This is a genomic window from Hymenobacter qilianensis, from assembly GCF_014489555.1.
Taxonomy (GTDB): domain Bacteria; phylum Bacteroidota; class Bacteroidia; order Cytophagales; family Hymenobacteraceae; genus Hymenobacter; species Hymenobacter qilianensis.
Map to the genome: position 1 here is coordinate 2263249 of NZ_CP060784.1, position 13789 is coordinate 2277037.

At 53.4% G+C, this 13789-nt stretch carries 12 protein-coding genes; 11 read left to right on the top strand and 1 reads right to left on the bottom strand.

Annotation, left to right across the window (positions count from 1 at the left end; all coding sequences use genetic code 11):
* The first annotated feature begins 23 nt into the window (after positions 1–23).
* The 7 genes from amaB to H9L05_RS10570 all read left to right on the top strand — a co-directional run bounded on the left by amaB (position 24) and on the right by H9L05_RS10570 (position 9729).
* On the top strand, positions 24–1622 hold the full coding sequence (gene amaB, locus H9L05_RS10540) for an L-piperidine-6-carboxylate dehydrogenase (protein ID WP_187734093.1): 1599 nt from the start codon (positions 24–26) through the stop codon (positions 1620–1622).
* A 285-nt stretch (positions 1623–1907) separates the two neighbouring features.
* Positions 1908–2672, top strand: coding sequence for a type I methionyl aminopeptidase (gene map, locus H9L05_RS10545; RefSeq protein ID WP_187734094.1), 765 nt, complete (start codon positions 1908–1910; stop codon positions 2670–2672).
* A gap of 201 nt (positions 2673–2873) precedes the next feature.
* Positions 2874–3434 carry an RNA polymerase sigma factor gene (locus H9L05_RS10550; protein ID WP_187734095.1) on the top strand — a complete coding sequence of 187 codons (561 nt, stop codon included), beginning with the start codon at positions 2874–2876 and terminating at the stop codon, positions 3432–3434.
* 182 nt (positions 3435–3616) lie between these two features.
* Positions 3617–4285 carry a hypothetical protein gene (locus H9L05_RS10555; protein WP_187734096.1) on the top strand — a complete coding sequence of 223 codons (669 nt, stop codon included), beginning with the start codon at positions 3617–3619 and terminating at the stop codon, positions 4283–4285.
* Positions 4282–5532 (top strand): hypothetical protein, encoded by a 1251-nt coding sequence (locus tag H9L05_RS10560; RefSeq protein ID WP_187734097.1) that lies wholly within the window; start codon positions 4282–4284, stop codon positions 5530–5532. Before H9L05_RS10555 ends, H9L05_RS10560 begins: the two co-directional genes overlap by 4 nt.
* Before the next feature lie 180 nt (positions 5533–5712).
* Positions 5713–6264, top strand: coding sequence for a PPC domain-containing DNA-binding protein (locus tag H9L05_RS10565; RefSeq protein WP_223284869.1), 552 nt, complete (start codon positions 5713–5715; stop codon positions 6262–6264).
* A gap of 354 nt (positions 6265–6618) precedes the next feature.
* Positions 6619–9729 (top strand): toxin-antitoxin system YwqK family antitoxin, encoded by a 3111-nt coding sequence (locus H9L05_RS10570; RefSeq protein WP_187734098.1) that lies wholly within the window; start codon positions 6619–6621, stop codon positions 9727–9729.
* 97 nt (positions 9730–9826) lie between these two features.
* Here H9L05_RS10570 and H9L05_RS24960 read toward each other — a convergent pair whose 3' ends face one another.
* Positions 9827–9958, bottom strand: a complete 132-nt coding sequence (locus H9L05_RS24960; RefSeq protein WP_262892665.1) for a hypothetical protein — start codon at positions 9956–9958, stop codon at positions 9827–9829.
* 35 nt (positions 9959–9993) lie between these two features.
* On the opposite strand from H9L05_RS24960, the gene H9L05_RS10575 reads away from it, so the two are divergent.
* From H9L05_RS10575 to H9L05_RS10590, 4 genes are all read left to right on the top strand, one after another.
* A complete protein-coding gene (locus H9L05_RS10575; protein ID WP_187734099.1) occupies positions 9994–10296 on the top strand; it encodes a DUF3857 domain-containing protein in 303 nt (100 codons plus the stop codon).
* Positions 10293–11690, top strand: a complete 1398-nt coding sequence (locus tag H9L05_RS10580) for a transglutaminase-like domain-containing protein (protein ID WP_187734100.1) — start codon at positions 10293–10295, stop codon at positions 11688–11690. The genes H9L05_RS10575 and H9L05_RS10580 overlap by 4 nt, the downstream gene beginning before the upstream one ends.
* A 145-nt stretch (positions 11691–11835) precedes the next feature.
* Positions 11836–12144 (top strand): hypothetical protein, encoded by a 309-nt coding sequence (locus H9L05_RS10585; RefSeq protein ID WP_187734101.1) that lies wholly within the window; start codon positions 11836–11838, stop codon positions 12142–12144.
* On the top strand, positions 12138–13763 hold the full coding sequence (locus H9L05_RS10590; RefSeq protein WP_187734102.1) for a DUF3857 domain-containing protein: 1626 nt from the start codon (positions 12138–12140) through the stop codon (positions 13761–13763). Before H9L05_RS10585 ends, H9L05_RS10590 begins: the two co-directional genes overlap by 7 nt.
* Positions 13764–13789: the final 26 nt, after the last annotated feature.

Here is a 13789-nt window from a genome sequence, read left to right on the forward strand (position 1 = left end):
CAGCGTCTATTTCCCTTTTCATTATGAAACAAGCACTCGAAGAAGCCACCGCCACGGGCACTGATGTACAAGAGCATGATCCGCACGGTATCAAGTCAGTATTGCGTGAATTGGGCGTTGAAGCCCGCAATCCAGCCTTTAGCACCGGCCTGAAATGGGGTGGCGCCACTAATACCAAGACCCGCGCCATTCACTCGCCCGCCGATGGGCAATTGATTGGCGAAGTAAGCTTTGCCACCGCCGCCGACTACGAACAAGTAGTGCAGACGGCTCAGGAAGCATTCCAAACCTGGCGGCTGGTGCCTGCGCCCAAGCGCGGCGAAATCGTGCGCCAGATCGGCAACAAGCTGCGCGACTACAAGGAGCCGCTCGGCAAGCTGGTGAGCTACGAGATGGGCAAAATACTACAGGAAGGCTTGGGCGAAGTGCAGGAAATGATTGATATCTGCGACTTTGCCGTGGGTCTTTCGCGCCAGCTGCACGGCTTCACCATGCACTCCGAGCGCCCCGCCCACCGCATGTACGACCAGTATCATCCGCTGGGCGTGGTCGGCATTATTTCGGCCTTCAATTTCCCGGTGGCCGTCTGGAGCTGGAACGCCATGCTGGCCGCCGTCTGTGGCGACGTGAGCATCTGGAAGCCTTCCGAGAAAACGCCGCTGGTCGCGGTGGCCGTGCAGCACATTATCCGGGATGTACTGAAGGAAAACGAGTTGCCGGAGGGTATTTTCAACCTCATCATTGGCGACGCCGAGATTGGCCAGTTGATGGCCGCCGATGGCCGCGTGCCGCTGGTGTCGGCTACCGGCTCCACCCGGATGGGCAAGAAAGTGGGCGAAGTAGTGGGCGCACGCCTGGGCCGCGCGCTGCTGGAGCTGGGGGGCAATAATGCCATTATCCTCACCGAACACGCCGATCTGGACATTGCCATGCGGGCCGTCGTGTTTGGGGCCGTGGGCACAGCCGGCCAGCGCTGCACCACGACGCGCCGCCTCATCATTCACGATTCTATTTTTGAAGACGTAAAGCAGCGTCTGCTCACCATCTACCCCAAGCTGCCCATCGGTAATCCGCTGACGGAAGGCACGTTGGTAGGTCCGCTGATCGATGAAGCTGCCGTGCGCGGATTCAGCGAAGCGCTGGCAGCCGTGCAGCAGGAGGGAGGCAAATTGCTGATTGGGGGGCAAATTCTGACCGGCGACCAGTATCCGGGGGGCAATTATGTGCAGCCCGCTTTGGTCGAAGCCGAAAATTATTACCACACGGTGCAGGAAGAAACGTTCGCGCCCATCCTGTATCTGATCAAATACAGCGGTGATGTGGAAGCTGCCATTGCCCTGCAAAATGGCGTGCGCCAAGGCTTATCGTCGTCCATCTTTACCCTGAATATGCGCGAAGCCGAAGCATTCCTGTCGCAGGCGGGCTCCGACTGTGGCATTGCCAACGTGAACATCGGTACTTCCGGCGCCGAGATCGGGGGCGCATTCGGCGGCGAAAAGGAAACCGGCGGCGGCCGCGAATCCGGCTCCGACGCCTGGAAAATCTATATGCGCCGCCAGACGAATACCATCAACTACTCGCGGGAGCTACCGCTGGCCCAGGGAATTAAGTTTGATATATAAAGTAGCTTAGTCAAACTCGTCTTTCTGTCGAGCACCCTGCCTGAGTTCACTGCAAAGAAGACCCGCGTAGTTTCTACACGGGTCTTCTTTATACATGCCGGGGAAAGATCATTTGCCCTAACTTGGATTATCCGGATTCCAATTGTTTGTCGGGTATATAATGGCGGAAGCGAGCCCGAGTAATAAGCTTGAAACCGCCAGCCAGTTCACTCAAACTAGTGTCGCCTTCTTTTGGCGTTCACTGCCCAACGCTGTACCACCTCAGAAAACCAAAAGCTGCATCCTATGTCTATCACTTCTCACGCAGACTTAGCCGGCCTTCAGCGCATCAGCGAAGCCGTTGGCATTACCCTCAAACAGATGCGCGAGTATGCTGAGCCGGGCATGACGACCAAAGAGCTGGACGAATACGGCGGACGTATGCTGGCCGCCATGGGGGCCAAATCGGCCCCCCGGCTTACCTATGGCTTTCCGGGCTGGACGTGCATCAGCGTGAATAACGAAGTGGCGCACGGAATTCCTTCGGCCCGTAAGGTGCTGCAAGAAGGCGACCTAGTGAATATCGACGTATCGGCGGAGTTGGGCGGCTACTGGGCCGATAATGGTGGCTCCTTCGTGCTCGGGGCGGATATTCACCAGCACCAGCCTCTGGTTGATGCCTCCCGTCAAATCCTGCGTACCGCCCTCAGCGGCATTCGCGGCGGTGTCCGCATTGCTGATATTGGGGGGCTGATTGAAGCAGAAGCGCGAAAATTAGGGTATCGGGTGATCAAGAACTTGGTGGGGCATGGAATTGGACGCAGCCTGCACGAAGAACCGACGGAAATCCCTTGCTACTACGACCGCTACAACCGCAAGCGCTTTAAAATGAACTCGGTGGTAGCAGTAGAAACGTTTATTTCTACTCGCGCCACGTTCGCCCATCCGCTCAGCGACGGCTGGACGCTGACTACCAAAGACGGCAGCTTCGTAGCCCAGCACGAGCATACCATTGTGATTACGGATGACGAGCCTCTCATTCTTACGGCGGCGAACCGGATCTGGGAATAGTTGTAACCTGTTGCGGAACGCGCCTTGGCTCCTAACTTGACCCTGCCCCGCAACCTGGGTTATTTAGTCTGAGACCCCGTGCAACCCGCCTTATCGTTTATTGTCTTTCTCTTGCTTATCCATCAGAACGAGCAGTTTAGCGAAGAAATTCGGATATTCACGGGCTGTTATTTCTGACCTTGCACAACCCAAATATCGCACATGGAGGCTTTTGCGTATACTGATATCAACGCCCCGTTGGTGGAGCGTTGCCGCTTGGGCGACCGCCGTGCCCAGGCTGAAATCTATAAGCGCTACGCGAAGGCAATGTTCAATGCCTCCCTGCGCATTACCGGCGACTTTGCCGAGGCCGAAGACGTGTTGCAGGAGTCGTTCCTGAGCGCGTTTCGTGAGCTGCATAGCTACAAGGGCGACTCGTCGTTCGGTAGTTGGCTGAAGCGCATCGTCATCAACAAAAGCATTAACTGCCTGCGCAATCGGCGCTTGCAGCTGGTGCCGCTGGCCGAGCAGCACGATTCGGTGGGCTCCGATCAGGACGACGACACCGACTTTACGGAAGTAAGTTGGCGAGCTGACCGATTGCGCCGCTGCATCCAGGAACTACCTGATGGCTACCGCGTAGTACTCTCACTGTACCTGCTCGAAGGCTACGATCACGCCGAAATAGCAGGCATTCTGAATATAACCGAATCAACCTCCAAATCACAGTATAGTAGGGCCCGAAAAAAATTGCTGGAACTAGGGCGCCAGCACGGATTGTAAAGCACCTAGTAAGTGTTGGATACACCGGCCGGACTAACGCTCCACCCACATAGCCGCGGGTCATGGTCGAAGGGAAGAAACGTGCGAATAACCACCTGTATGAACGAGAATAAGAAATCACTTGAAGCTTTCGTAGAGCAGCACCGCGCCGACTTCGACGCGTTCGAGCCACGCCCCGATCTGTGGGACAGCATCGAAGAGGAGCTGACGACGCAATCTGTGGCGTTCGACGAAACGGAAGAGGAAGTGCCCCTGCGCATTATAAAACTGGCCCCGAGCCAGTAGTACCAGCCAAAAAAGCCCCTTGGAATGGCCGCTTTGGCATTGCCGCCGCTATTGCCGTTACGGTACTAGCCGGTGGGGGGCTTTTCTGGCAAAACTCCGCCTCACCAACTGCCTCTGTCTGGACAAGCATTAGTCCTGCGCCTTACCTTACCACGGCTCCTACGGAAGAAGAAACCAACGACTCCTTTTATTACGGAACCAACCCTGTAGCCACGGCGGCCGCCAATGCGCCTACCCAGCGCCTGAACACGGCTGTGAAGCAGATGGAAGCCTACTTTGCCTCCCAGATCAAAGAACGGGCCGGCGAGTTACGCCAGCTGGAAGAAGAAAGCTCCAACGCCCCCGCCGCCGATTGGCAACGCGAGCTGGCTGTACTCGACTCGACATATGCCCAACTCAAAACCGAGCTATACCGCAACCCCGAGCCAGACATGGTGCTCGACGCCATGAATCGCAACCTGCAAATCAGGGTTGATATCTTAAACCAGCAGCTGCGGACCCGCGAAAGAATGCTGGAGTACCACACTGATGAGCCAGAAGTGGCCAAAAACAATCGCAAGCGATGAAAACGGTCCTGATGGGTTTTAACTACTGTCTGTTGTCGCTGGCGGCGAGCCTCACGCTGATTCAGCCTGGAAAAGCCGAGCAGCTTTCTCCTCTGGAGCCAGTGACTGTTGTCATTGATAACTACCACCAGGGGGCTGGTACCACTCAGCCGGGTATGCCGCAGCAGGGTGGCGCCCCGCCTTCCACGGCGCCGGTACAGCAAGGCAGCCAGGGCCAGCAAGAAATGAGTGCGGTGCCAGCCGTGGAAAAGAGCCGCAAGCTGAGCCGCACCTTCGCGGCGCGCGCCGACAAGCCATACTCCTTGCAAACCCGCTACGGCCGCGTACAGATCAATACCTGGAACCGGGCCGAAATTCGCACCGACGTTGATATCATTACCCGCGCCGACTCAGACGAAAAAGCGCAGGAGCTGATGAATATGATTCAGGTGAGAATGCTGGAAAACGACCCGAATACGGGTGGAATAGCCGTTCAGTCGAAGTTTGGAGCTATGCCTAACGGTTGCGCCAGCCGGCAACGGCTCTACGAAGTGAACTACACCGTTTGGCTGCCCAAAAACACGAATTTACGCGTGTACAATACCTTCGGCGACATCAGCATCAACAACGATCTGACAGGCACCACGGAGCTGGCAGTAGAATATGGCAGTCTGCGCACAAGCCGCCTGGATGGTCCACAAAACCTATTGCGCGTAGGTAACGGTCAGAGCACCATTGCTTTCGCCAGCAAAGCCAGCATCGATGCTTCTTACTCCAAACTCCGCCTGGACGCGGGGGAAGTGGTAGACTTGCGCAACAACTACTCCGATATCGACATCGGTACCGTGCGCGATCTGACGGTACACAGCAAGTACGGCGACGTGGCTCTGGGTACCGTTCGGAATCTGCGCGGCTCGTCGGGCTTCTCTAAGTTCAGCATTGATCAATTAAATGACCAACTGGATATGAAGGTGCAGTACTGCCCCGCTTTTGAAGTCCGCAACACCGGCAAAAATTTCCGTCAGATCAATCTGGATGGCGGCTACAGCACTTTTCTGCTGAACTTCTCGGAAGGTGCCGGGTTTGACTTTGATGTGAATACCCTGCACGGCAAGCTTCTGGTTGATAAAGAGTTAGTGCGTGTTCGGTCGGAAGAAAGCAGCTCAACTGCCAGCGATACGCAGGGTAAGTTTGGGGGAGCCAGCGCCAAAAATTCTGGCAACGTAAACATCAAAGTGCGCTACGGCAACGTAAGCTTTAATAAATAGGGCGCTGCAACGCCCTCATCACTATCGTTCTGGTGGTGAGTGCAGAAGGGTAGTGAGGAGAGGAGAAAAGTCAGCTAGAGCTGGCTCTTCTCCTCTTTATTTTTTGCTGTACCCTACGCTGGGGGGCAAAAATTATTCACTGTTAGTCAGCGGCTACCTTTGCGCTGCCAACCTGTCTGTATGCGCCTTATACTCACTACGCTTCTGCTCGGACTAACTGTCTCAGAGACTTTTGCCCAAACCAAAGCTGCTATGTCTTCGCCTGTTGCGCCCGCCGTGTCTGCCCTGTCGTCGCCCATGCGTACGTATGCGCTACGCTTAGCACCCGGCCAGGATTTGCGGCAGCAGCTTCAGGCTTTCGCCCAAGCCTATCAGATAAAAGCTGCTACTATAATTACGGGGGTTGGCAGCCTGACTACCGTTCGGCTGCGCCTCGCCAATCAGCCTGGATCAACTGAGTATAAGGGGCATTTCGAGGTAGTGTCGCTGGTGGGTACGCTCTCTGTAAATGGCAGCCACCTACATCTGGCCGTTGCTGACTCCGCGGGTCAAACCATTGGGGGGCATTTAGTAGATGGCAACCTGGTTTATACCACCATGGAACTGGTAATAGGTGTGCTGGAAGAGCTAGACTTTCGGCGCGAAACAGATCCTGTTTCTACCTATCAGGAGTTGGTGGTTTATCCGGCTGAAGTCCGTAAGAAAATGACAATTGATAAGCCGAAAAAGTAAGCGCCATATTGTTTAATGTACTTGATATAAATTTTGCATAGTTAGTGCCCAGTTCTTTCAGGAAATCACTGAAATACGTACTATTGTAGGAATGTTCCGTGAACTGCCGTGGTTGCGGACAGGCTGGCGCATTACTATACTATCAGGTTTAATTTGATGCGCATTTCTACTTATAGCGCCCTGCTATTTCTATGGGCAGGTGCTACTACGGCAGCTTGGAGCCAGCAAACCCCGCCAAAATCGCTAGCCAATTCTCAACAGGTTTTACAAGAAGGATCTGCACTGCACAGCAAGGGAGAATATGCGGCAGCTATTGCTCGCTACTTAACGGTTAGTTCGGCTGACACGAACTACTTGAAGGTTCAAAGTGAACTGGCTTCATCTTATTTACAAAGCAAGCAGTACCCAGAAGCGGCCGCTATTAGCAGTAGGTTGGTTGCCTTGCAGGTGCATGATGCGCAGCCCTATGATATTTTAGCCACAGCGCAGGAATCTCAGGGCAATGCAAAAGCCGCACTTGCCACCTATACGGAAGCACTCCGACGGTTCCCATACAACCAGATACTATGGTATAATCAGGGGGTAAGTCAGGGCCTGGTTAATGACTACCCCGCCGCGTTAGCGAGCTGGCAACGCAGCCTTGAGCTGAGCCCGCTGCATGGCAGTACTCATTACCAGTTGGCCCAACTGGCTATACGGCAAGGCCAGCCTGCTCGCGCCTTGATAAGCCTGCTTACATTCCTATCTATCAATCCAGACAGCCGAGATATACTCATACTGGCCGAGCAAATATCTTCTAATGCTCTGGAATTAGATGCGAAGGAAAAACTGACGCCTTTTGTCCCTAATGAGGCATTCCGGGAACTCGACTTACTAATAAACTCTAAGGCTGCCCTGCGCAAAGACTACAACTCGAAGGTGAAGTTTAACGCTAACGTAGTAAAGCAAGCGCAGCTGCTAGTTGAGAAATTTCCGGTGGCCGGCCCCAATGAAACCGATCTGTGGCTGCGTGCCTACACGCCCTTAATACAAGTCTTGCGTCAGGACGAAAACCTGATTGCCTTCACGTATCTCATTTTGTCCTCGGCTGATGATAAAAAGGCAGCGGGGTGGGTGAAAAGCAACAAAGGCAAAATTGATAAAATGGTAGAGGCTGCCGGGCCTGCTATCAATCAATTTCGAGCCTATCAAACTTCCTCAACAGTACAGGGCAAACCCACGCGCATTAAGGCATGGTTTACCGGTGAGGGTAAATTAGAAGGATTGGGCGATGGAGAGGGCACGGGCGAAAAAGCCATTTTGCGGGGCCCTTGGCAAATGATTGATGAGGAAGGTGCTATTACGGAGGAAGGAAGCTTTTCAAACGCGGGCAATCGGGTAGGCACATGGCGCAGCTACCATATCAATGGTCGTTTGGAAAAAGAGCTGGCTTATGATGCGGAAGGCAAGCTTCACGGTCGCTACGTAGAGTATCATGATAACGGGGCGTTATCGGTAGAAGGGAACTACGAGCATGGGCAGCCGGCGGGCGTTGCCAAGCTTTACCATTACTGCGGTACCATCCGGGAGGTACGTCCCTACGCACAAGGCGACATCAACGGCGAGGCGCTTTTTTATTATACTGACGGAAAGCTGCAACGACGGACTAACTATAAGTCTGATAAGAAGGAGGGAATAGAAACCGGCTTTTATGCCGATGGTACCCCAGAGTACACCACCACCTACATGGCCGGCAAGCGCCAGGGGGCATTTACAGTATACTATGCTGATAAGGCACTAGAGCGCAAAGGCTCTTATGACCAGGATGAAATGCACGGCCCATACACAGAGTATCATGCTAATGGGCAGGTGGAGTCGACTGGTACGCTCAATCATGGCAAGCTTACTGGCCCACTAAAGCTGTATTATACAACGGGTAAGCTTAGCGTAGAGAAAAACTATGATGCAGCGACAGGCGAGCTACATGGCCCATACCGCGACTATGATTTTGATGGTAAGCTGTTAGAGGAACAACTCTACGACCAAGGGCGAGTGACCCGAGTATCGGCATATGATGCGGGGGGCAAAATGGTAAGCCAGACACCAGTAGCTAAAAAAGGGAAAACTACCATCAAAGGCCTGCGCATCGATGGTACCACGCTCTATACTGGTAGCTATTTAAATGGTCAGCCCGATGGCGAGTGGGTATTTCTGCACCGCAACGGCGCTACTCGGGAAGTACGCCGCTACGCCTCTGGTGTGCGGCAAGGCCTTTCGGAAGAGTACTACGCGACGGGTAAGCTGAAGCAGCGCTATAGCTATGTCAATGACGAGTTGGACGGATTCTGCGAGTTGTTTTACCCTGATGGCGTAGTACAGCGGGCGGGCTTCTACCAGCATGGACAGGAGCAGGGAGAGTGGCGTCAGTACTATGCCGATGGTACCTTGAGTGAACAGTACAACCTCCTGAATGGCACTGTGCACGGCCAAGCACGCAGCTTTACCCCAACTCGCCAGCTTACCCAAGAGCGGTGGCTCGAATACGGCCGTCTGCTTACGCTTACAGCCTTCGACTCGACGGGGAAAGTGGTAGATCGTTTTGACATCACGCACGCTAGCAAAAAGTTTTCCCTGCATTACCCCGGCGGCAAACCGCGTCTTGAGAGTGCATTAGCTTGCTATGAGTTTGATGGCCCTGCAACCTGGTTTTCGCCCTCTGGCAAAACCGAGCTAAGCTACAGCCAGCAGCAAGGTAATCGTCATGGCGCCTTCCGGTCGTACCACCCTACTACGGGAAAGATTGCGATGGAAGGAACCTACCGCAACGGTCAGCGTGAGGGCGAATGGAAGCAATACTATGATTCCGGGAAGCTCAGAAGCAAAGGCACCTATCGCAACGGGGAAGAAGAAGGTGAGTGGCAGTATCTATTCGAAAACGGTCAGCCAGATATGACGCGCACATTTGTGGGTGGCGAGCTGCAAGGGCCTGCCCGCCAGCATAATATGCAGGGAGAATTATTGGTTGAAAAGATGTTTGAGCGTGGCGAAGCAGTTAGCTTCCGTGGCTCAGGATCGGATGGAAAACCAACTGGCGCATACCAGGCATTGACAGGCATACTGACTACTCAATTTGCCAATGGTAAGCCAGCTACAGTGGAAAACTATAAAGGCGGCCGCTACGATGGCACCCGCACTTACTACTATAGCAACGGGCAGGTATTCCGGCGGGTACAAAACCAAAACGGTGGTGTATTGAGCGGTTTGCTGACAACGTATTACCCTGACGGTAAGCTACGGGAAGAAGAAAATTATGCCCATGACGAGCTGCATGGCCGCAGCCGCTACTATCGTCCCGACGGTACGCTGGAGCGGGAGGAAAGCTACCGTAGCGGTGAAAAATCTGGCCCCACTATCTATTATAATGCTCAGGGCAAGCCTGTAAAAACAGAAGTATACTGGAATACTTACGTGTATGATGTTCGCTAACTGGCCCGGCCTGCTTTGCCATAGCAAAACAGTGCTGTCATTGATCGTCACTGCGGCAATGACCTCATCAATGGCGCTTGCTCAGCAACCTGTGCAGCTAATGCAGCAGATGCAACAGCAGTATCCGGGGGAGAAAGCTGTTTACCTTGATTACCGTCAGGACCTGACGGTAGAAGTGAAAGGCGACTCGGTTCAGGTGCTCGCGCGTCATCACTATGATATGCTGCATCTGGCGCCGCAGTCAGTGGCCTATGCCCCGATCAGGTGTACAGCTCTTATTTCAATCGGTTGCAAAAGCTGGAGGCCCGTACGTTGCTGCCCGCCAATAATGACTACAAAACGGTTAAGGTAACGGACTTCAAGAATAAGTTTGAGATGCGTCCGGGGGTGTTTTTTGACGACGTACGCTCTACTAGCTTCAGTTATCCGGCAGTGGTACCCGGTGCGCGCACCGTGGCCGACTACACCACGCGCCATCCCGATGGGCGCTTTCTGGTACCCTTCAATTTTGCCTCCTACGTGCCCGTGCGTCATGCGGAGCTAACTATTACTGCCCCCGCACCGTGAAAATAAGCGCTAAGCTGTTTCAGGTGCCGACTGGCAAAGTCAGCTTTAGCAAGCAGGAAAAAGGCAGCACGGTGATCTACCGCTGGGTAGCTGACAACCTGCCAGCTGTTCCGCGCGATGAAAATGCACCGGAATCGGACTACTACGTGCCCCATGTAGTTTACTATCTGGAAGAAGCCGTGATTGGTGGTCAGCCACGTAAGTTGCTGGGGGGCATTTCTGAGCTTTACACGCTGTATTCTGGCTTTATTGCCAACCTCGACAAAAAGGAGGATCCAGCCCTGCACCGGGTGGTGGACTCATTGATGGTAGGAGCTAAAACCGAGCAGGAGCGGGTGCAGCGCGTGTATTATTGGGTACAAGATCATGTACGCTATATCGCCTTCGAAAACGGACTTCGTGGCTTTATCCCGAATGATGCCGGCCAAGTATATGCTAAGCGATACGGCGACTGCAAGGACATGGCTAACCTCACGCACCAAATGTTGCGCTTGGCTGGAGTGAAGTCATATCTAACGTGGATTGGTACCCGCGACCTGCCTTACCACTACGCCGAGCTGGCAACTCCAGGTGTGGATAACCATATGATAACGGCTTACGAGTCGAAGTCGGGCGAGTATGTATTTTTAGATGCGACCAGCAAATACACGCCTTTCGGGATGCCGTCGTGGATGATTCAGGGTAAAGACGCTCTGCTTTCGCTCGATGCCAAGAATTGCAAAGTTGTGAGCGTGCCGGTAATGCCGAAGGAGCGCAATGTGGTGGTCGACGTGTCGCAAGTAGCGTTGGATGGCACTACCGGCCTGCGGGGCAGTGGGCAACTCGCCCTCGATGGCTATCCTAAAGTGCGTCAATCCTATGCCCTTGATGGTCTCGACAAAACCCAGGAGTCGAAAACAATTAAAAATCTGCTGGAGCGGGGAAACAACAAGTTTTTTGTGGACACCTATTCGGTTCAGAACCTCGATGCGCGCGATAAGTCGCTCACCATCGACTACGAATACCGGTTGCAGGATTATGTGCAGCGCCTGGACGACGAGATCTATGTGAACCTGAATCTGGATCAGTCTTATGGTACAGACCGTATCGACGTAGCCAAGCGTCGCCTGTCGCGCTTTAGCGACTATAACCACACCACCCGCACCCGCACAGAGTTTGAAATCCCAGCGGGCTACGATATCGAACACTTGCCTGAGAATGTGCAAACGCAGGATGCGGTGCTTGGCTTCTCAATTCGCTATGAGCGGCAAGGCAACAAAATTGTGCAGGAAAAAGAGTTGTACATGGATTGCCTGCTACTAGAGCCCGCCCAATTCGCCCAGTGGAACACAGTAGTCGACAAGTTAGGGGCGGCTTACCGCGATGTGCTTATCCTGAAAAAGAAGAAAGCTTGATTCTCCTTGGGGGGCTTTTTTTGCCTGAACTCCACTGTATCAATACCTCGTTTTTATTTTCTACCTATCAATTACTACTAGTGAAAAAACGTATCAGCTCCGCTTGGCTGCTGGCCTTCGTATTCGTGCTGACTATTCCAGCCCTGTGTGCTCAAAAATTGCCCCCAACCTAACCTATGCCACTTATAGTTGGGACGCCAAGCGTAAGCGCCTGCCAGTGACAGAGGCCGAAGCTAAAATGCCGGCTGTAGTGATGCGCGATTTCAGCGCCCACGAGTTTACCTATGACGAAAGCGCTAAGAGCCTGCGTTTATTCTCCTTAGATCATCGCATTGTGCGCGTCAATACCTCCGATGGGATTGAGCGCTTCAATAAGATTTACGTGCCCGTTCAGAATGGTGGTCAGATTCTGTTACTAAAGGCCCGCACTATAAGCCCCGAGGCGAGGTGGTAGAAGTGAGCGAGGCCAACATGAAAGAGCTGAAGGACGAAGATGGCGGCCGTGGCTATAAAATCTTTGCCGTGGAAGGCGTCGAGAAAGGCAGCGAGATTGAATACGTATACAGCTATGAGCACGCCGCCAATTTCTTTGGGCGTGCTTATATGCAAAGCGAAGTGGCTGCGCACAACGTCACGTTCGAGCTGATTTCGCCGGAGCAGTTCACCTTTGATATGCGCCTCTACCAGGGCGCCACCTCCAACACCGTGGCCGATACGGTACAGAATGGTAAACGCATAATGCGCATAGCCCTCGACAATGTGCCTGCTGCTCTTGAGGAAGGCTTCGCCAACATGCAGGCCGAGCGAATGCGTGTGGAATACAAGCTGGCCTATAACTCTGCCCGCGGACGAGTGCGCTTATTCACCTGGGCCGATGCAAGCCAGCATCTGCACACGCTTATATACGGCTTCACCAAAGACGAGCAAAAAGCCCTGGATAAGTTACTCAAACAAATGAATTTGCCGGCCCAGGCATCCTCTACGGAGAAGGCTGCTGCAGCTGAGCACTATATAAAAATCAATTTTCAACTTAACGAAGCCACCGACAAAGACCTGGTGCGGGTGGTGGCCACGCGCGCGGCCTCGCAAATGGGATTTGCACGCTTGTTTGCGGCTATACTGAGCAAGCTGAGCGTTGAGCACGAGCTGGTGGTTACTTCCAATCGTAACGAAGCCCCTTTCGACGAGGCTTTCGATACGTGGAATTATCTGGAGCACTACGCCTTCTACCTACCCGCTACCAAGCAATGGTTGGCGCCAGGCCGGGCCGACTATCGTATGCCACTTATCCCAGCCGAATGGACAGCTACCCGGGGCTTGTTTGTACGCACCGTGAAGCTAGGAAGCACAGAATCGGCAGTAGGCACTGTGCGCGAAATTCCTACCCTGACCGCTGATCAGAGCCAGGATGACTTAGCTATAGCTGTCCGGTTCGGGGCGGCAATGGATAAAGCCACTGTTGATATCAAACAGACAATGGGTGGTTACCAGGCACAGCAAATTCAGCCATTCTACTCACAAATTCCGGATGACAAGCGAACAGAAGCGATGCAGACGCTGGTAAAAGGCAATGTGCCTGATGCTACCTTCCAACGCTTGGTCGTTACGAATGGGGAGCCCGGATTAAACCCATTACTTAAACCGTTTATAGTAGACGCCACCGTAGAAACGGCTGCGCTACTCGACCGGGCCGGATCAAAATACCTGTTTAAAGTTGGTACCTTACTTGGGGTCCAATCCGAATTGTATCAAAATGAGACGCGTCAATATGACGTAGAAAACGCCTACAACCGCCGTTATCAGCGTACCATTACCTTCGAGCTGCCAGCCGGCTACCAAGTGCGCAATTTGCAGGACCTAAACATCGTTGCTAAAGCCGGCCCCGGCTCCACGCCTACTTACTTATTTGAGTCGAGCTACGAGCAAAAGGGACAAGCAGTAACGGTGACCATCAACGAGCATTACCGGGAAGTACGCTGGCCTAAAAAGGACTTTGAAGCGTTTCGTAACGTTGTAAATGCTGCTGCTAACTTTAATAAAGTTGTGTTGGTTCTGGAGAAGAAGGCTTCGTAATGAGATGATAGTAGCCTCTTGAAATT